The following is an 18,017-nucleotide window of genomic DNA, read 5'->3' as shown; positions in this document are numbered from 1 at the left end:
CTTTTGGGCGACATGCATAGGTTGGCGGCCATTGCCCGCTTTATCCCCAGAAAGCCCGCGTAACCGGCGCGAACCGGTGGCGCGGGCTTGCGTTTAACGGCTTTTTCCTGTCAGTTTGCATAGATTCTGAGCCTGTTCAGACCTTTCGCGGGACGCCGCCCACTGGTGACCCGTTCATTCATTCAAGCGAGCCTGTTTCGTCATGCGTGTTATCCTGGAACGGTCAAATCTCCTGAAGTCGCTCAACCATGTTCATCGCGTGGTCGAACGGCGCAACACCATACCGATCCTGTCGAACGTGCTGCTCAGCGCCGAGGGCGCCAGCCTTGAAATGAAAGCCACCGACCTCGACCTCGAAGTGACCGAAGCGACACCCGCAAAGGTGGAGCGCGGCGGGGCGACGACGGTTCCGGCGCACCTGCTCTACGACATCGTGCGCAAGCTCGCCGACGGCGCCGAGGTAATGCTGAAGACCGACGAGGACGGCAATGCCATGACGGTGACGTCGGGGCGCTCGAGCTTTCGTCTGCAGTGCCTGCCACAGTCCGATTTCCCCGAGCTTTCGGCCGGGTCGTTTTCGCACATCTTCCGGCTCGATTCCGTCGCCTTGAGAGGCCTGATCGAGAAGACGCAGTTCGCCATTTCCACCGAGGAGACGCGCTACTATCTGAACGGCATCTACCTGCACACGCATGAGACCGGCGGCAAGCTGAAGCTGCGCTCCGTGGCGACCGACGGCCACCGCCTGGCGCGCGCAGAGATCGACGCCCCAGCGGGTTCCGAAGGCATGCCGGGCATCATCATTCCGCGCAAGACGGTCAGCGAGCTGCAGAAGCTGGTCGATGATCCGGATGTCGCTGTCACCACCGAATTGTCCGACACCAAGATCCGCTTCACCATCGGCAGCGTGGTTTTGACCTCGAAGCTGATCGACGGCACCTTCCCGGACTATCAGCGGGTCATTCCGACCGGCAACGACAAGAAGCTGATCATTGATCGCCAGAGCTTTGCCGCCGCCGTCGACCGTGTCTCGACCATTTCCTCCGAGCGTGGCCGCGCGGTGAAGCTTTCGATCACCGAAGGCCAGGTGACGCTAGCCGTCAACAATCCGGATTCGGGCAGCGCCACCGAGGAATTGGCCGCCGATTACTCGTCCGATCCGATCGAGATCGGCTTCAACGCCAAATATCTGCTCGACGTCGCTGCTCAACTGACCGGCACGGAAGCGAAATTCATGCTGGCCGATGCCGGTTCGCCGACGCTGATCCACGACATGGCCGACGAAACCGCGCTCTACGTGCTGATGCCGATGCGGGTGTAGCTGCGCTGCGGCAAACCTTTCGGCGTGACGATTGCGGCGACTTCTACAGGCGGATAGCGGTTGCCCCAGCAAAGCCATATAAGTAAGCTTACACTTACGAACTTCCGCAACTATGCGGCGTTGTCGATCGGCCTTTCCCCAGGCGCCGTGGTGTTTTCCGGCGACAATGGCGCCGGCAAGACCAATCTCCTGGAAGCCATCTCCCTCTTGACGCCCGGCCGCGGCCTGCGCCGCGCGCCCTATGCCGACGTGGCCCGCGAAGGCGGCGATGGTGGCTTTGCGCTGCATGCAAGGCTCGACGGACCGGAGGGCCAGGTCGAGATCGGCACCGGCATCACCGGGGGCGAAGCGGCCGGTGAGGGCGGCCGCAAGGTGCGCATCAATGGCGCGCCGGCGCGTTCGGCCGATGCCATGCTCGAATGGCTGCGCGTCGTCTGGCTGACGCCGGCCATGGACGGCCTGTTCCCGGGACCCGCCTCCGACCGCCGGCGCTTTCTCGACCGGCTGGTGCTGGCGATCGATCCCGGCCACGGCCAGCGCGCGCACGACTATGAGAAGGCGATGCGCGGACGTAACCGATTGCTTACGGAAGGCTCGCGCGACAGCGCCTGGTTCGATGCCATCGAGATGCAGATGGCCGAGACCGGCGTGGCGATCGCCGCGGCGCGCGCCGAACTGGTGCGCCTGCTCGCCGCCATGATCGACAGGCTGCCGTCCAGCGGGCCGTTTCCGCAAGCCGATATCAGCCTGTTCGGCGACCTGGAAAGCGATGTGGCCACTTCGCCAGCGGTCGACGTCGAGGAACGCTATCGCGCCGCCCTCGCCGAAGGCCGCGAGCGCGACCGCGCTGCCGGACGCACGCTGGACGGTCCGCACCGTTCGGATCTTCTCGTGCGCCACCGCCCCAAGGCGATGCCGGCCGAACTCTGCTCGACCGGCGAGCAGAAGGCGCTGCTGGTCGGCATCGTTTTGTCGCATGCAAGGCTGACCGGCGAAATGTCGGGAATGACGCCGATCCTGCTGCTCGACGAGATCGCCGCCCATCTCGACGCCGGCCGGCGCGCCGCGCTGTTCTCGATCCTGGAAGAATTGAACTGCCAGGCCTTCATGACCGGGACCGACGCCGCGCTGTTTTCCAGCCTGAAAGGCCGCGCACAGTTCCTCACCGTTGATCACGGCACGGTTGGGCCAACCAAAGACACCTGACAAGGTTTTTTGCTCGCTATAAGGTTCGGCAATGACCCCTGCCGCCCTCACCGACGAAGAACTCGAGCGTTACGCCCGCCACATCGTGCTGCCTGAGATCGGCGGCGCCGGCCAGCAGAGGCTGAAGCGGGCCCGGGTGCTGGTCATCGGCGCCGGCGGGCTCGGCGCGCCGGTGCTGGAGTATCTTGCTGCCGCCGGCGTCGGCACGCTCGGTATTGTCGACGACGACATCGTCTCGCTGTCAAATTTGCAGCGGCAGGTGATCCATGCCACCGACACGGTCGGCACCGCAAAGACCGGAAGCGCCAAGGCGGCGATCGCCCGTATCAATCCCCATGTCGCTGTCGAACAGCACGAATTCAGGCTGACGGCCGAGAACGCCGCTGCGCTCATCGCGCGCTACGACATCGTCGTCGATGGCTCCGACAATTTCGAGACGCGCTATGTCGTGGCCGATGCCTGCGCGGCGGAAAAGCGGCCGCTGGTGCACGCCGCCGTCGGCCGCTTCGACGGCTCGGTGACGGTGCTCATACCGTTCGAGACCGGCGCCGACGGCAAACCGAACCCAAGCTATCGCGACCTCTTTCCCGAGGCGCCGCCGGAAGGGTTGGTGCCGTCCTGCGCGGTGGCCGGCGTCATCGGCGCGCTGACCGGCGTCATCGGCACGCTGCAGGCGATGGAAGCGATCAAGCTGATCACCGGCATCGGCGAGCCGCTGGTCGGCCGGCTGCTGCTCTACGATGCGCTGTCGGCGCGCTTCGACACCATCCGCTACAAGAGAAACTGAGCGCATGGATCAGTCCGCCGGCGTTTTGGTCACGCAGCTTGCTCCGGGCTTCGATCGCTGGGACGAGCTGCTCAGCCTGATCATGCGGGCCTTTGCGTCGATGGACGGCGTCATCGACCCGCCATCCTCGGCGCATCTGCTGAGCGTCGAAAGCCTCAGGGACAAGGCTGACCTGGAAACGGTATTCCTGGCTCTACAGGGCGTTCGGATTGCCGGCTGCATCTTCGCGCTGGAGAGGACTGCCGATTTCTATGTCGGCAAACTCGCAGTCGAGGCTGAGCTTCAGGGACAAGGCATCGGCAGGCAATTGATGCAGGCTGTCGAGGATTTTGCCCGCAGCCGCAACAAGCCAGCCATCGAACTTCAGACACGGATCGAACTTACGGCAAATCACGCGACCTTTGCCCGTCTCGGCTTTTACGAAATCGCGCGCACCGCGCATCAGGGCTATGACCGGCCGACTTCGATCACCATGCGCAAGGAGCTCAAGTGAGCCTCGCCCTCAGTGCGCAGGAGCAGGCAATCGCCTCCGGCCATGATGGGGCGGCGATGGCGATGCGCATCGTTGCCGAAAGCGCTGCGCTGCTTGGCGCGCCGCGGCTGATCCCGATCGCCTCAGCGCATATAGACGGCGCGCTCTATCACGGTGATTCCGGCACGCTGTTCGCCGAAAGGCTGGTCGAGGGCGGCGCGCGCGTTGCCGTGCGCTCGACGCTCAATGTCGGCGCCCTCGATTTGATGGGCTGCTCGCGCGTGCGCCTCGAAGAGCCGGCGCGCGGCATGGCGCGGCGGATGATGGAGGCCTACCGCAAGCTGGGCTGCGAGCAGAGCTGGACCTGCGCACCCTATCAGGCCGGCCACAGGCCAGCCCAGGGCACTGACGTCGCCTGGGGTGAATCCAACGCCGTGGTGTTCTGCAATTCGGTGCTCGGCGCGCGCACCAACCGTTATGGCGACTTTTTGGACATTGCTTGCGCCATATCGGGACGGGCGCCGGATTACGGCCTGCACCGCGTCGAGAACCGGCAGGCGCGGCTGGTGTTCGATGTTTCAGGCCTCTCCGCCTCCTTCCTTGGCTCGGAAATCGCCTGGCCGGTGCTGGGCAGCCTCTATGGCCGCGAGGCCGGCAATGCCGTCGGCGTCGTCACCGGCGTATCCCGCCATCCCGGTGAGGACGCGATGAAAGCCTTCGGCGCGGCGGCGGCATCGTCAGGCGCAGTCGGTCTCTTCCACATTGCCGGCGTCACGCCTGAGGCACCCGACGCCGAGACCATCCTGGCCGGCGGCAGGCCGGAAACGGTGATCCACGTCACGCCGGACATGGCCGCGAAGGCCCGCGCCGGCCTGTCCACCGCAATCACTCAAACCGCCATCGATGCGGTGGCGATCGGCAGTCCGCATTTGTCTTCGGCCGAATTCGATGCGCTGGAGCAGTTGATCGCTGGGCGGCGGCTTCACGTGCCGATTTACGCCTGCACCGGCCGCCATGTGCTCACGACGCTCGAACAAAGCGGCCGGCGCAAGACGCTCGAGGCGAGCGGCGTGGTCATCGTCGCCGACACTTGTGTTGTGGTGACGCCGATCCTGCCGGATCTTGCCGGCGGCGTGCTGATGACCAATTCGGGAAAATTCGCGCAATATGCGCCGGGCAATACCGGCTACGCCGTGCTTTACGCATCGCTGGCCGACTGCGTGGAAAGCGCCGTCATCGGTAAGCCGTGCTTTACGGATATTGCCGCATGAGCGCCTTGGCCGAAATCCTGGTGCCGGGTCGAGCCGGCGAAGGCGAGGCACTGGTGCTGACCGCGCCGATCAGCTTCTGGGGCGGCGTCGATCCGAAGAGCGGCCGCATCGCCGATGTCCGCCACCCGCAGCATGGCGAGACCATTGCCGGCCGCGTGCTGTTCCTGCCCGGTACGATCGGTTCGTCCTCCGCCTCCGCCGTGCTGATGGAGCTCGTCCACAACGGCAATGCGCCGGCAGCACTCGTGCTGCACGAGCCGGACGCGATCCTGCTGCTCGGGTTGATCGTGGCCAGGGAAATGGGCTGGCGGACGCCGGTGGCGCTCAGGCTGGAGCGCGGTGCGTTCGCGGCCTACCGTGGAAAGCGGGTGAGCGTCGCTGACGACGGCGCTCTTACAATCACCATCTGAACGCCGTCGACTTCAGGTCCTGAGCGGCAGCACGCGGTCCGGCGGACGGTGGCCGTCGAAGAAGGCGCGTATATTGATGATCACCCTCTCGCCCATGTCGATGCGGCCTTCGAGTGTCGCCGAGCCCATATGCGGCAACAGCACCACCTTGTTCTTGGCGGCGAGCTTCAGCAGCTTCGAGTTCAGCGCCGGCTCGTGCTCGTAGACGTCGAGGCCGGCGCCGGCGATCTTGCCGTCCTGGATCAGCTTGACCAGAGACTCCTCGTCGATGATGTCGCCGCGCGCGGTGTTCACGATGTAAGCGGTGGGTTGCAGCAGCGCCAGCCGCCGCGCTGACAGCAAATGAAAGGTGGCTGGCGTCGACGGGCAATTGACCGAGATAATGTCCATGCGGGCAAGCATCTGGTCGAGGCTTTCCCAATAGGTGGCCTCCAGCCCTTCCTCGACCGCCGGCAGTACGCGATGGCGGTTGTGATAGTGGATCGACAGGCCGAAAGCCTTGGCGCGCCGGGCGACCGCGGTGCCGATGCGGCCCATGCCGACAATGCCGAGGCGCTTGCCCCAGATGCGCCGCCCGAGCATCCAGGTCGGCGACCAACCGGCCCACTTCTTGTCGCTGGTCAGGACATTGGCGCCTTCCGCCAGCCGCCGCGGCACCGCCAGCATCAGCGCCATGGTCATATCGGCGGTGTCTTCGGTCAGCACGTTCGGCGTGTTGGTGACGGTGATGCCTTTCTTGGCTGCCGCCTCCACGTCGATCTTGTCGACACCATTGCCGAAATTGGCGATCAGCTTGAGATTGTCGCCGGCCTGGGCAATCAGCGCGGCGTCGATCTGGTCAGTTATGGTCGGCACCAGCACGTCCGCTTCCTTGACCGCCGCAACCAGCTCCGGCTGCGTCATCGGCCTGTCCTCGACATTCAGCCTGGCGTCGAAGAGTTCGCGCATGCGGGTCTCGACCGGATCAGGGAGCTTGCGCGTGATGACGACGAGAGGCCGTTTTTTGCCTGCCATTGTTTCCTCGAACCCGATCTCGTTGAGACCTCTTTAACCAAGACAGGCGAAACTGAATACCGGTCGCGGTGCCTGCCACTCCTGTAACAAGCGGTGCCGCCGAAGACAAAGAAAAAGGGGCGCCGTGACCAAAGGGCAGGCGCCGAAAGGAACGAAAGTGTCTGGTTTCGCGTCGCTTCGCCTGGTCCTCAGCGCAGCGCTTCTCGGCGCTCTCCTGCATTCCCCGCAAGCCGCGGCGCAAGGTGCTGCCGCACCTGCGCAGACGGTGACGCTTGGGCCGAGCGGCCTGCCGCTGCCGCGTTTCGTCAGCCTGAAATCGGCCCGCGTCAACTCACGCGTCGGCCCGGGCGCCAACTATTCCGTCGACTGGATGTATACCAAGGCCGGCCTGCCTATGGAAATCATCCAGGAATTCGACACTTGGAGGCGCGTGCGCGACGCCGATGGCTCGGAGGGCTGGATCAACCAGTCGCTGTTGTCAGGCCGCCGCACCGCGATCGTCGCACCCTGGCAGCGAAGCAAAGGTGGCCGAATCAATCTGCTCGACGATGCGGACAAGGACGCCAGCGTCGTCGCCATCATCGAGCCGGGCGTGACTGGCACGATCAAAACCTGCGATGGCCAGTGGTGCGAGATGACCTTCGACGGCCACACCGGCTGGATCGCCCAGTCGCAGGTCTGGGGCGCCTATCCCGGCGAGCACGTCAAGAACTGAGATTGCTGGAAAGGCCGGCTAGCGGCCGATGCGGCCGAGATGGGTGTCCTGGAAGCCGCTCGACAGCTTGAGGCCATAGCCGAGTGCACGGTCGACCGCGATGTGGGTGATCCAGATCAGCCCGATTGCCGTTGCCATGGAATTGGCCAGGACGTATCCGGCGAGCGCCAGGAAAAGCGGGACAATCAGGATATGCAAAGCGTTGTAAGCGACAGCGCCAACGCGCGGCCCGGCGAGATAGCCCAGCATCGACAGGTCAGGCGCCAGGATGAGCAGGGCAAACAGCCACCAGGAAGTACCCGACAGCGCGTAAAGGACGATGCCCACCACCGCGACGGCGGCCCATTCGAGCCGGATCACCAGATCGACCGGTTTCATTGATGTGCTATTCTATTCTGTTCTACGCAATTCCGGACGGAAAACCGTTTCACACTTTTCCTGGAATTGCTCAGATGCCGCGCTTCGGGCGCAGCCGCACCACGATGTCGACATTGGCGATCTCCATGCCCGCGGGTGGCTCCGGCAGGTTGGAGACGGTCACCGGACCGCTTTCGATGTCGAAAATCCGGTTTTCGCCTTCGATGTAGAAATGATGGTGATCGGAGGTGTTGGTGTCGAAATAGGTCTTCGACCCCTCGACCGCGAGGATGCGCAGCAGGCCGGCCTGGGTGAACTGGTGAAGGGCGTTGTAGACGGTGGCAAGCGAGACCGGCACGCCGGCGGCGATCGCCTCCTCATGCAGTTCCTCGGCCGAAAGGTGGCGGTCGCCTTTGGCAAAAAGCAGATCGGCCAGCGCAATGCGCTGGCGCGTCGGCCTTAGGCCGGCTTCGCGAACCCGCTTGTCCACAGCGACATTTTCCTTCCGGCAGCCCAGATCCATCTATTCGTCCAAGCCCACAGTTCCGCCTCAAGACACCCCCAGAGTGGCGAAAAAACGTCATCGGCCGAAACTGGACACCTCTCGACATATATTCTGTTGGCCGAATGCGATCAATAGCGCGCATTGACCCGGGCAGACGGGCGGGTTAAGCGCAAACGCCGGTTTCCGGCTCGAAATGGATTGTGTTAGGAAACCAACGACAAGGGCGCCCACCGCCCGGGACTATTATGGGGACGAGATTGATGGCGGGTTCGAAATCCAGCTACGGTTATGAGGAATTGCTGGCCTGTGCCCGCGGCGAGCTGTTCGGGCCCGGCAACGCCCAGTTGCCCTACCCGCCGATGCTGATGTTCGACCGCATCACCGAGATCAGCGAGACCGGCGGCGCCCACGACAAGGGCTTCATCCGCGCCGAATTCGACATCAAGCCGGACCTGTGGTTCTTCGCCTGCCATTTCATCGGCAATCCGATCATGCCGGGTTGCCTCGGCCTCGACGCCATGTGGCAATTGACGGGGTTCTACCTCGGCTGGCTCGGCGAACCGGGCAAGGGCATGGCGCTGTCGACCGGCGAAGTGAAGTTCAAGGGCATGGTGACGCCATCGGTCAAGAAGGTCGAATACGGCATTGATTTCAAGCGCGTCATGCGCGGGCGCCTGGTACTCGGCATTGCCGATGGCTGGCTTAAGGCCGACGGCGAACCCATATACGCGGCGACAGACCTCAAGGTGGGGCTGTCCAAGCAATCGGCCGCCTGACCGGCGCCACTGCAGCAGGGCGTTTCCCGGAACGCGCAATGACGCTGCAGCATTTTGATTTTGCGTATGATCGCTGGCCAAAACCGGCTACGTTTCGGGATCATCCGCTGGAAGGAGTTGCGAATGAGAAGGGTCGTCGTCACAGGCCTCGGCATCGTATCGTCGATCGGCAACAATGCCAACGAGGTGCAATCCTCGCTCTACGATGCCAAATCCGGCATCAGCTTCTCCGATTCCTTCGCCGAACACGGCTTCCGCTGCCAGGTCTGGGGCGCACCGACGCTCGACCCGTCAGCCATGATCGACCGTCGCGCCATGCGCTTCCTGAGCCAGGGTGCAGCCTGGAATCATGTCGCCATGGACCAGGCCATCGCCGACGCCGGCCTTGGCGAAAGCGACATCACCAATGAGCGCACCGGCATCGTCATGGGATCGGGCGGTCCGTCCACCCGCACCATCGTCGAGGCGGCCGAGATCACGCTCAAGAACAACAGCCCCAAGCGCATCGGTCCTTTCGCGGTGCCGAAGGCGATGTCGTCAACCGCATCGGCGACGCTCGCCACCTGGTTCAAGATCCACGGTGTCAATTATTCGATCTCGTCGGCGTGCTCGACCTCCGCGCATTGCATCGGCAATGCCTACGAGCTGATCCAGTGGGGCAAGCAGGATGTGATGTTTGCCGGCGGCCATGAAGACCTCGACTGGACGATGTCGGACCTGTTCGACGCCATGGGCGCGATGTCGTCGAAGTATAACGACAAGGCGTCAACGGCGTCCCGCGCGTACGACGCCAATCGCGACGGTTTCGTCATCGCCGGCGGCGCGGGCGTCCTCATCCTGGAGGAACTCGAACACGCCAAGGCTCGCGGCGCCAAGATCTATGCCGAGATCGTCGGCTACGGCGCGACGTCGGATGGCTACGACATGGTGGCGCCGTCCGGCGAAGGCGCGGTGCGCTGCATGCGCCAGGCGCTGGCGACGGTGTCGACGCCGGTCGACTACATCAACACCCACGGCACCTCGACGCCGGTCGGCGATTCCAAGGAGATGGGCGCCATCCGCGAGGTGTTCGGCGACAAGATGCCCTTCATCACCTCGACCAAGTCGCTGACCGGCCATTCGCTGGGTGCGGCCGGCGTGCAGGAATCGATCTATTCGATCCTGATGATGCAGGGCGGCTTCATCGGCGAAAGCGCCCACATCGAAAACCTCGATCCGGAATTCGAGGGCATGCCGATCGTGCGCAAGCGTATCGACGACGCCAGGATCGACACGGTTTTGTCCAATTCGTTCGGTTTCGGTGGAACCAACGCAACGCTCGTTTTCCAGCGCTATTCCGCATAAGGCCAGCGCTTTTATATAAGGATTGCCGGCCATGGACGGACTGATGAAGGGCAAGCGCGGGCTTGTCATGGGCGTCGCCAACGATCATTCGATCGCCTGGGGCATCGCCAAGAAATTGTCCGAGCATGGGGCGGAGCTCGCCTTTACCTATCAGGGCGATGCCTTCGGACGCCGCGTCAAGCCGCTCGCCGAAAAGCTCGGGGCGTCGCTGGTCGTGCCCTGTGACGTCGAGGACAGCGCCTCGGTTGCGGCCACCTTCGAGACGCTCGGCAAGGAATGGGGCGGGCTCGACTTCGTCGTCCACGCCATCGGCTTTTCCGACAAGAACGAGCTCAAGGGGCTCTACGCCGATACCAGCCGCGACAATTTCGTCCGCACCATGGTCATCTCCTGCTATTCGTTCACCGAGATTGCCCGCCATGCCGCCCCGCTGATGAGCGATGGCGGCGCGATGATCACGCTGACCTATGCCGGCTCCGTCCGCGTGATGCCGAACTACAACGTCATGGGCGTCGCCAAGGCCGGGCTCGAGGCTAGCGTGCGTTATCTCGCCAATGATTACGGCCCGCGCGGCATCAGGGTGAACGGCATATCGGCGGGGCCGGTGCGTACGCTGGCAGGTGCCGGGATTTCGGACGCGCGGCACATGTATTCCTACCAGCAGCGCAACTCGCCGCTGCGCCGCACAGTGACCATCGATGAGGTCGGCGGCTCGGCGCTCTATCTTTTGTCCGACCTCTCGTCAGGCGTCACCGGCGAGATTCATTATGTCGATTCCGGCTATCACATCGTGTCCATGCCAACACTGGATGAATTGAAGCAGACCGACAGCGGACGCGATTAGAGCCTGTTCCATCCCGATGAAATCGGGGCTCTATCTCTTTTGGTTAAGCATGGTCTCTGGACAAACGGTTCCCGTTTACCCGAGAAAAGCTGGGATCACTTTTTGCGATCATGCTCCAGTTCTTCCAGTAAAATTAGATGCATTGGCGGAAACTCATTTTAAGGAGATATCCGCTATAAGTCCTATGGCTAGAGCACTGCGCGTTCTTTCTGGGCGCAAAGGGATGCTTTACGATTTATGAATTTGCATGTGATCTTTCCGGAAATTCGAGTTGATTTTCGAGATCATGCGACAGGGACTGAGTAATGCCTGCTGTCAGCAATCCGAAGCGAACGCCTGTGTTCCGGCTGCTCACCGTCGCCGCGTCGGGCCTTGGCAGTTTCGTTCTCGGGCTCTGGGGTCTCCAGTTCGGTTTCGGTGACGGCTTTGCCGGCATGCAGGCAGGAACCATGGTCGGCATCGCGTCGGCTTTGTGCGCGCTGGCCGCCGCCGGTGCGTCCCTGTCCTTCTTCGCCGGCGTTGACGAATCGGTGGACTACGTCTTCAACGAAACCCAGTTCGACAAGCTGACCGGGCTTTTGGCGCGGCCGGCCATGGTCGGCAAGGTTGCCGATGCTGCGTCGGCGACGATCAAGACCGGCGAGCCGGTGTTCCTCATCGACATCGACATCGACCGCTTCAAACAGATCAACGACGCGATCGGCTACAGCCATGGCGACGAACTGATCCGCGCCTTTACCAAACGACTGAGGGCCTGCATGCCTGAAGGCACGGTGATGGGGCGCATCGGTGCCGGCGAGTTCGCCATCCTCGTCTCGGAACATGAGATGCAGGGATCGATGGAAGCCACTGTCGAAACCCTGATTGAGGAGATGCTGAAGCCCTACCAGCTTGATTCCCACCTGCAATCGGTCGGCCTGTCGGTAGGCATCGTGGCGATGCCGAAGGACGGCGTCGATCCGGTCCTCGTCCTGCGCCGCTCCAACCTAGCGCTGCAGAATGCTCGAGCCGGCGGGGTGGGCAACTGGGCGGTCTTCCATTCCGACATGGGCCAGGTAGCCGATTACCGCCATTGGATCGAATCCGAGCTGCACATTGCCTTCGACCGCGGCGATTTCGACCTCCACTACCAGCCGCAGCTCGACCTGCCGAGCGGCCGCATCGTCGGCTACGAGGCGCTGATCCGCTGGAAGCATCCCGAACGCGGCATGATCCCGCCGATGGAGTTCATTCCGATCGCCGAAGAGACCGGCATGATCCACCCGATCGGCAATTGGGTGCTGCACAAGGCCTGCAGCGACGCCCGCCATTTGCCCGAGGACTGCTTTGTTGCCGTCAACATCTCGCCGGTCCAGTTCATGACCAAGGATTTCGTTGGTATCGTGCGCGACACGATGGCCAGCACAGGCATCAAGCCGTCACGGCTGGAGCTCGAACTGACCGAGACGGCGATGATGCAGGACCGCGACCGCGCCGCCATCATCCTGCAGCAGCTTGCCGACATGGGCATTTCGGTGGCCGTCGACGATTTCGGTACCGGCTATTCCAATCTGAGTTATCTGATCGACTTCGCCTTCGGGAAGCTGAAGATCGACCGCTCCTTCATCAGCCGCATGGACACCGATTCCAATTCGGGTGCCGTCGTCTCGACCATCGTCGGCCTGTCACGGGCGCTCGGTGTCGGCATTATCGCCGAAGGCGTCGAGACCGAGAACCAGGCGACGCTCTTGAGAGCAGCCGGCTGCGAGATGGTGCAAGGCTATCTGTTCGGCAGGCCGGCGCCGCTCAAGATCAAGCCCGGCGAGATCAGAGCGACCATTCCCGTCCACGAGCCGGCGCGCATCGTCAGCATGCATTGAGGCGGCGCTACGCGCCTTTTTCCGGAAGTTGTCCTATCGACGCGCTGCAAAGACCTTGAACATGCCGTCGCGGGCGAGTTCGGAATGGCTGGAGAAGACAGCCTTCAGGACAGGCTCGTAAGGCAGCTGGCGGTTTGCCACCATGAACAGCCGCCCGCCCGGCTTCAGCGCCTTGCCCGCCGTCTGGATCATGCCAGCGCCGATTTCCGGCTCGGCCGCCCGGCTGCGATGAAAGGGTGGGTTCATGACGATCACGTCATAGCGCCGCTCGACCGGCTCGCTCAGCAGATCGATCCAGAAGAAGCCCGGCTCGATGCTGGTCACACCGATATTGCCCTTTGCCGCCTCCAGTGCGTCGAAATCCGCCTCATAGAGGTCGAGCCCGGTTATGCCGGGTGAACTTGCCGCCACCTCGGCGGCGACATAGCCCCAGCCGGCACAAAAATCGGCGATGTTGCCGCGCAGGTCTTTGGGCAGGTTATCGACCAGAAGTTTTGAACCGGCGTCGATCCGATCGAAGGAGAACATGCCAGGCGCGGTGCGGAAGCGGCCATCGATCAGCGCGACAGGGTTGGCGGCCCGGAGTTTTTCCGCGATGGCCAGATCGACAGGACGGCGAAGCCAGAAGGCAATGCCGTGATGTTTCGGCAGATGGCCTTCGACCGGGACAAGCTCGTCGATGCGCTTGCGCAGGCTGTCGATGCCGTCTTCCTTGCCGCCGGCGACAACGATCAGCCCCCCAGGTGCAACGCGTGCGACCGCCTCGGCTATGCGCATCTCGTTCTGGCCGCGATGGCGGCCGACGAGGACGAGGGCCGCACCGAATGCATCGCCTTCCGGGCGCGGCGTCACCGTGTGGCCGGCACGCTCCAGCACGCGGAAATGCGGCCGGAAGCCCTGCACGAGATGGAGTTCTGCATCGAAGCCTTCAGGCAAACGAAAACCGGGTTCGGCGCCCAGGAACAGCACACGCCCGCCCTTTTGCGGCAGAGGCAGCGCCTCGGCCTCGAAGGGATGGAAGAGTGTCTTCAGCGGCTCAGCGGCCATTCTTCGATCTCACGCCTTAAACGAAAACGGGCGCGACCTATGCCGCGCCCGTTTCAATTTCACTATCAGACCGCTCAGGCGGCGTTTTCTTCGCCTTCGGTCTTCTTGTCGCGGGCGATTTCCTTGCCGGTGGCCTGGTCGACGACCTTCATCGACAGGCGGACCTTGCCGCGCTCGTCGAAGCCCATCAGCTTGACCCAGACCTTGTCGCCTTCCTTGACGACGTCCGAGGTCTTGGCGACCCGGTCGTTGGCAAGCTGCGAGATGTGGACGAGGCCGTCACGCGGGCCGAAGAAGTTGACGAAAGCGCCGAAGTCGGCGGTCTTGACGACCGTGCCTTCGTAGATCTCGCCGACTTCCGGCTCGGCGACGATGGTGTGGATCCACTTCTTGGCCGCCTCGATTTCCTTGGCGTTCGACGAAGCGATCTTGACCGTGCCGTCATCCTCGATGTTGATCTTGGCGCCGGTCTTCTCGACGATCTCGCGGATGACCTTGCCGCCGGAGCCGATGACGTCGCGGATCTTGTCGGTCGGGATGTGCATGACCTCGATGCGCGGCGCGAACTCACCGAGTTCGGGACGGGCGCCGGTCAGAGCATGCGCCATCTCGCCGAGGATATGCTGGCGGCCATCCTTGGCCTGGTCCAGCGCGATCTTCATGATCTCCTCGGTGATACCCTCGATCTTGATATCCATCTGCAGCGAGGTGATGCCGTTGGCGGTGCCGGCGACCTTGAAGTCCATGTCGCCGAGGTGATCTTCGTCACCCAGGATGTCGGAGAGAACCGCGAAGCGCTCGCCTTCCTTGATCAGCCCCATGGCGATACCGGCGACCGGCTTTGCCAGCGGAACACCGGCATCCATCAGCGCCAGCGAGGTGCCGCAGACGGTCGCCATCGACGACGAGCCGTTGGACTCGGTGATCTCGGAGACGACGCGCAGCGTGTAGGGGAACTGGTCAGCGCTCGGCAGCATCGGTCGGATGGCGCGCCATGCGAGCTTGCCGTGGCCGATTTCGCGGCGACCCGGCGAACCCATGCGGCCGGTCTCACCGACCGAGTAGGGAGGGAAGTTGTAGTGAAGGAGGAACTTCTCCTTGTACATGCCGGTCAGCGAATCGACATACTGCTCGTCCTCGCCGGTGCCGAGCGTGGCAACGACCAGCGCCTGGGTCTCGCCGCGGGTAAACAGCGCCGAACCGTGGGTGCGCGGCAGGACGCCAACTTCGGAGACGATCTTGCGGACCGTCTTGAGGTCACGGCCGTCGATGCGCGAGCCGGTGTCGAGGATGTTCCAGCGCACGACCTTGGCCTGAAGTTCCTTGAACACCGAGCCGATCTGCTCGGACGTGTACTTGGCGTCTTCGCCTTCGGCCGGGGCAAACGCTGCCTTGACCTTGGCCTTGACGGCGTCGACGGCGGCGTAGCGCTTCTGCTTGTCGACGTTCTTGTAGGCATTGCTGAGCTCGTCGCCAACGATCTTCAACATCTCGGCTTCAAGCGCGGAGTAATCCGGCGCCGTGAAATCGCGCGGCTCCTTGGCGGCAACTTCGGCCAGCTTGATGATGGCGTCGATCACCGGCTGGAAGCCCTTGTGGCCGAACATGACGGCGCCGAGCATCAGCTCTTCGCCAAGTTCCTTGGCTTCGGACTCGACCATCAGAACGGCGTCGGCGGTGCCGGCGACAACGAGGTCGAGCTTGGATTCCTGCATCTCGTCGACATGCGGGTTGAGCACATATTCGCCGTTGATGTAACCGACGCGAGCGCCGCCGACCGGGCCCATGAAGGGAACGCCCGAGAGCGTCAGAGCGGCCGAGGTGGCAACGATCGACAGGATGTCCGGATCGTTTTCGAGGTCATGCTGGACGACGGTGACGACGATCTGGGTGTCGTTCTTGTAGCCGTCGGCGAAGAGCGGGCGGATCGGGCGGTCGATCAGGCGGGAAACCAGCGTTTCCTTTTCGCTCGGACGGCCTTCGCGCTTGAAGTAGCCGCCTGGGATCTTGCCGGCGGCGTAGGTCTTTTCCTGGTAGTTGACGGTCAGCGGGAAGAAATCGAGACCCGGCTTCGGCTCCTTCATCGAAACGACGGTGGCGAGAACCTTGGTTTCGCCGTAGGTCGCGAGCACCGCGCCGTCAGCCTGACGCGCGATCTTGCCGGTTTCCAGGATGAGCGGACGGCCGCCCCATTCGATTTCCACTTTGTGGTGATTGAACATGTCTTGTCCTTAATAAGCGGAAAGGGCCGCGCCGTTTCACGGTGCGCGGATGCCCTTCCCTGGCTTCCTTTCTCGGGCAGCCACGGGCAAGACAACGGGAAGCTCGGGTAAATTTCGGCGCTGGTCAGCGCACGAGCGTCCTGCAATCCTGCCCCATGACCGTCCATGGGCGGTTTCGAGTGGCCCTCTGCATGCTCGAAACCGGGTCTGGCCAATCGATACGACTGGCAGAATGCGCGACCGGCGGGCTCTCCGAAGAAAGCCCGCCGGTCAATTCGTCAACGGCGCAGACCGAGCTTCTCGATCAGCGTCTGATAGCGCGCGTCATCCTTGCGCTTGAGATAATCAAGCAGGCTGCGGCGCTGGGAGACGAGAGCGAGCAGACCACGGCGGGAATGGTTATCCTTCTTGTGGTCCTTGAAGTGGTCGGTCAGGTTCTTGATGCGCTCGGAAAGGATGGCCACCTGGACTTCCGGAGACCCGGTATCGCCCTTGGCGGTTGCAAATTCACCCATCAATTCCTTTTTGCGCTCGGCAGTAATCGACATCGTGTTTTTCCTTATCTGTTTGAGGAAACGGGTCGCCCACAGCCGGGATGTCGTCCAGCAGGGGCCGGTGCAAGCAACGCGACATGGCGCGATGCTGCGGCGCATATAGGGCAATTCCCCGGAAAACACCAGCCCAATTCATAAAGCCGGCTTGTCGCAGCCTTTTGCTGGCGAAGCCAAGATTTCCCGGACGCAAGCAGTCTATAGCCACTTCTTGCTTTTGAAGAAGACGATCAGGCCGACAGCGACAGCCAGCATGAACAGCAGCGAAGCCGGGTAGCCATAATAGGCTTTCAGTTCCGGCATATTCCATGGCGAGCTTTCGGGGTCGAAATTCATCCCCCAGATTCCAACCAGGAAGGTTAACGGCATGAAAATCACCGAGACGATGGTCAGATAAGAGATGACATCGTTGGTGCGCGCCTGGCTCAGCGACAGATGCATTTCGATCAGGCCGGTCAGCATGTCGCGCTGGTTCTCGACCAGTTCGATCAGCCGCAGTGCGTGATCGAGCGTGTCGTTGAAGAAGATCTTCGTCTCAGGCTTCACATAGGGCACGTCGTTGCGGATCAACGTCGCCAGTGCATCGCGCATCGGCCATAGCACGCCCTTGAGCACATTGGCGTCGCGCCGCAACTCGTGCAGCTGCCGCATCTGATGCTTGTGCGGGGTGTTGAGCATCTCGTCCTCGATGCCGTCGACCTCCTCGCTGGCGGCCTCAATCGGCGGGAAATAGCTATCGACGATGGCATCGATGAGCGCATAGGCCAGATAGTCGGCGCCGCGCATCCGCAACCGGTTGGGCAGGGAGGCGGCAATGCGCTTGCGTACGGGGTCGAACGGATCGCCTTCGCGCTCCTGGAAGGTGACGACGAAATTCCTGCCGAAGAACACCGCGATCTGCTCGTAGCGATGCACCTTGACGTCGTCGATCATGCGCATCACGACGAAAGCGTGGTCCTCGAAGAAGTCGACCTTCGGCCGCTGGCCGGTGTTGACCACGTCTTCCAGAGCCAGCGGATGCAGGTTGAAAATCCGGCCGATCTCCTCGATCAGCTGGATGTTGGCGAGACCCGTGCAGTCCAGCCAGACGACCGGCCAGTTGTCGCAATGGGTGTTGAGATCATCGATGCTGGCCTTGTCGATGGTCTTGAATTTGTCCGGTGAGATCAGCGTCAGGCGGAGCTCGGAGCGGCGCGCCGCCGGATCAGCGATCAGCGTACCTGGCGAAGCGCCGACCGGCGGCCGCCGCGTTTTCACCGGCGCCCGCTTCTTCACCGTATCAGCCTTTGCCATGTGCCCCTCGGGTGTAACGTCCG

18 protein-coding genes are annotated in these 18,017 nt (G+C 62.8%); 11 read left to right on the top strand and 7 right to left on the bottom strand.

Translation table 11 applies throughout. The annotated features are described in order from the left end of the window. The first annotated feature begins 202 nt into the window (after window positions 1-202). Genes dnaN through AC1DXM_RS14570 form a run of 6 tightly spaced genes read left to right on the top strand, consistent with a single transcriptional unit; the run spans window position 203 to window position 5,467 of the window. Entirely contained in the window at window positions 203-1,321 is a 1,119-nt protein-coding gene (gene dnaN, locus AC1DXM_RS14595) for a DNA polymerase III subunit beta (protein ID WP_023669575.1), read from the top strand. A 60-nt stretch (window positions 1,322-1,381) separates the two neighbouring features. After that, a complete protein-coding gene (recF, locus tag AC1DXM_RS14590; RefSeq protein ID WP_477233672.1) occupies window positions 1,382-2,527 on the top strand; it encodes a DNA replication/repair protein RecF in 1,146 nt (381 codons plus the stop codon). Window positions 2,528-2,558: 31 nt separating this feature from the next. Continuing rightward, entirely contained in the window at window positions 2,559-3,314 is a 756-nt protein-coding gene (locus AC1DXM_RS14585; RefSeq protein WP_477233671.1) for a molybdopterin-synthase adenylyltransferase MoeB, read from the top strand. Window positions 3,315-3,318: 4 nt separating this feature from the next. Next, complete coding sequence (locus AC1DXM_RS14580; protein ID WP_477233670.1) at window positions 3,319-3,807, top strand: GNAT family N-acetyltransferase; 489 nt, start codon at window positions 3,319-3,321, stop codon at window positions 3,805-3,807. Beyond that, window positions 3,804-5,057 carry an aconitase X gene (locus AC1DXM_RS14575; protein ID WP_477233669.1) on the top strand — a complete coding sequence of 418 codons (1,254 nt, stop codon included), beginning with the start codon at window positions 3,804-3,806 and terminating at the stop codon, window positions 5,055-5,057. The genes AC1DXM_RS14580 and AC1DXM_RS14575 overlap by 4 nt, the downstream gene beginning before the upstream one ends. Then, entirely contained in the window at window positions 5,054-5,467 is a 414-nt protein-coding gene (locus tag AC1DXM_RS14570; protein ID WP_477233668.1) for an aconitase X swivel domain-containing protein, read from the top strand. The genes AC1DXM_RS14575 and AC1DXM_RS14570 overlap by 4 nt, the downstream gene beginning before the upstream one ends. A 12-nt stretch (window positions 5,468-5,479) precedes the next feature. On the opposite strand, the gene AC1DXM_RS14565 is transcribed toward AC1DXM_RS14570, so the two are convergent. Next, a complete protein-coding gene (locus tag AC1DXM_RS14565) occupies window positions 5,480-6,481 on the bottom strand; it encodes a 2-hydroxyacid dehydrogenase (protein WP_112560544.1) in 1,002 nt (333 codons plus the stop codon). Window positions 6,482-6,638: 157 nt separating this feature from the next. On the opposite strand from AC1DXM_RS14565, the gene AC1DXM_RS14560 reads away from it, so the two are divergent. After that, complete coding sequence (locus AC1DXM_RS14560) at window positions 6,639-7,196, top strand: SH3 domain-containing protein (RefSeq protein ID WP_112560553.1); 558 nt, start codon at window positions 6,639-6,641, stop codon at window positions 7,194-7,196. 18 nt (window positions 7,197-7,214) lie between these two features. Here AC1DXM_RS14560 and AC1DXM_RS14555 read toward each other — a convergent pair whose 3' ends face one another. Next, window positions 7,215-7,574, bottom strand: a complete 360-nt coding sequence (locus tag AC1DXM_RS14555) for a DUF4260 domain-containing protein (protein ID WP_477233667.1) — start codon at window positions 7,572-7,574, stop codon at window positions 7,215-7,217. 70 nt (window positions 7,575-7,644) lie between these two features. Then, window positions 7,645-8,076: an iron response transcriptional regulator IrrA gene (gene irrA, locus AC1DXM_RS14550; protein WP_477233666.1), complete on the bottom strand. Its 432-nt coding sequence runs from the start codon at window positions 8,074-8,076 to the stop codon at window positions 7,645-7,647. Window positions 8,077-8,318: 242 nt separating this feature from the next. Here irrA and fabA point away from each other — a divergent pair, with 242 nt between their 5' ends. From fabA to AC1DXM_RS14530, 4 genes are all read left to right on the top strand, one after another. Further along, complete coding sequence (gene fabA / locus AC1DXM_RS14545; RefSeq protein WP_023669566.1) at window positions 8,319-8,834, top strand: 3-hydroxyacyl-[acyl-carrier-protein] dehydratase FabA; 516 nt, start codon at window positions 8,319-8,321, stop codon at window positions 8,832-8,834. Window positions 8,835-8,957: 123 nt separating this feature from the next. Further along, on the top strand, window positions 8,958-10,178 hold the full coding sequence (gene fabB, locus AC1DXM_RS14540) for a beta-ketoacyl-ACP synthase I (RefSeq protein WP_477233665.1): 1,221 nt from the start codon (window positions 8,958-8,960) through the stop codon (window positions 10,176-10,178). A 31-nt stretch (window positions 10,179-10,209) separates the two neighbouring features. After that, complete coding sequence (fabI, locus tag AC1DXM_RS14535; RefSeq protein ID WP_203277812.1) at window positions 10,210-11,022, top strand: enoyl-ACP reductase FabI; 813 nt, start codon at window positions 10,210-10,212, stop codon at window positions 11,020-11,022. A gap of 305 nt (window positions 11,023-11,327) precedes the next feature. Further along, entirely contained in the window at window positions 11,328-12,881 is a 1,554-nt protein-coding gene (locus tag AC1DXM_RS14530) for a putative bifunctional diguanylate cyclase/phosphodiesterase (protein WP_477233664.1), read from the top strand. 33 nt (window positions 12,882-12,914) lie between these two features. Here AC1DXM_RS14530 and AC1DXM_RS14525 read toward each other — a convergent pair whose 3' ends face one another. From AC1DXM_RS14525 to corA, 4 genes are all read right to left on the bottom strand, one after another. Further along, window positions 12,915-13,928: a class I SAM-dependent methyltransferase gene (locus AC1DXM_RS14525; protein WP_477233663.1), complete on the bottom strand. Its 1,014-nt coding sequence runs from the start codon at window positions 13,926-13,928 to the stop codon at window positions 12,915-12,917. Window positions 13,929-14,002: 74 nt separating this feature from the next. Next, window positions 14,003-16,150 (bottom strand): polyribonucleotide nucleotidyltransferase, encoded by a 2,148-nt coding sequence (pnp, locus tag AC1DXM_RS14520; protein ID WP_477233662.1) that lies wholly within the window; start codon window positions 16,148-16,150, stop codon window positions 14,003-14,005. A 278-nt stretch (window positions 16,151-16,428) separates the two neighbouring features. Next, entirely contained in the window at window positions 16,429-16,803 is a 375-nt protein-coding gene (rpsO, locus tag AC1DXM_RS14515) for a 30S ribosomal protein S15 (protein WP_477233661.1), read from the bottom strand. A gap of 96 nt (window positions 16,804-16,899) precedes the next feature. Further along, a complete protein-coding gene (gene corA, locus AC1DXM_RS14510) occupies window positions 16,900-17,994 on the bottom strand; it encodes a magnesium/cobalt transporter CorA (RefSeq protein ID WP_477233660.1) in 1,095 nt (364 codons plus the stop codon). Window positions 17,995-18,017 lie beyond the last annotated feature (23 nt).

It is taken from the genome of Mesorhizobium sp. P3_A2 (assembly GCF_056403115.1).
The sequence above is the reverse complement of the archived record's forward strand: the minus strand, read 5'-3'. Positions and strand labels throughout refer to the sequence as shown.

Coding starts and splice junctions, on each gene's coding strand:
- dnaN (WP_023669575.1), top strand. CDS start 203: ATGCGTGTTATCCTGGAACGGTCAAATCTCCTGAAGTCGCTCAACCAT.
- AC1DXM_RS14585 (WP_477233671.1), top strand. CDS start 2,559: ATGACCCCTGCCGCCCTCACCGACGAAGAACTCGAGCGTTACGCCCGC.
- AC1DXM_RS14580 (WP_477233670.1), top strand. CDS start 3,319: ATGGATCAGTCCGCCGGCGTTTTGGTCACGCAGCTTGCTCCGGGCTTC.
- AC1DXM_RS14570 (WP_477233668.1), top strand. CDS start 5,054: ATGAGCGCCTTGGCCGAAATCCTGGTGCCGGGTCGAGCCGGCGAAGGC.
- AC1DXM_RS14565 (WP_112560544.1), bottom strand. CDS start 6,481: ATGGCAGGCAAAAAACGGCCTCTCGTCGTCATCACGCGCAAGCTCCCT.
- AC1DXM_RS14555 (WP_477233667.1), bottom strand. CDS start 7,574: ATGAAACCGGTCGATCTGGTGATCCGGCTCGAATGGGCCGCCGTCGCG.
- irrA (WP_477233666.1), bottom strand. CDS start 8,076: ATGGATCTGGGCTGCCGGAAGGAAAATGTCGCTGTGGACAAGCGGGTT.
- fabA (WP_023669566.1), top strand. CDS start 8,319: ATGGCGGGTTCGAAATCCAGCTACGGTTATGAGGAATTGCTGGCCTGT.
- fabB (WP_477233665.1), top strand. CDS start 8,958: ATGAGAAGGGTCGTCGTCACAGGCCTCGGCATCGTATCGTCGATCGGC.
- fabI (WP_203277812.1), top strand. CDS start 10,210: ATGGACGGACTGATGAAGGGCAAGCGCGGGCTTGTCATGGGCGTCGCC.
- AC1DXM_RS14530 (WP_477233664.1), top strand. CDS start 11,328: ATGCCTGCTGTCAGCAATCCGAAGCGAACGCCTGTGTTCCGGCTGCTC.
- AC1DXM_RS14525 (WP_477233663.1), bottom strand. CDS start 13,928: ATGGCCGCTGAGCCGCTGAAGACACTCTTCCATCCCTTCGAGGCCGAG.
- pnp (WP_477233662.1), bottom strand. CDS start 16,150: ATGTTCAATCACCACAAAGTGGAAATCGAATGGGGCGGCCGTCCGCTC.
- rpsO (WP_477233661.1), bottom strand. CDS start 16,803: ATGCGCCGCAGCATCGCGCCATGTCGCGTTGCTTGCACCGGCCCCTGC.
- corA (WP_477233660.1), bottom strand. CDS start 17,994: ATGGCAAAGGCTGATACGGTGAAGAAGCGGGCGCCGGTGAAAACGCGG.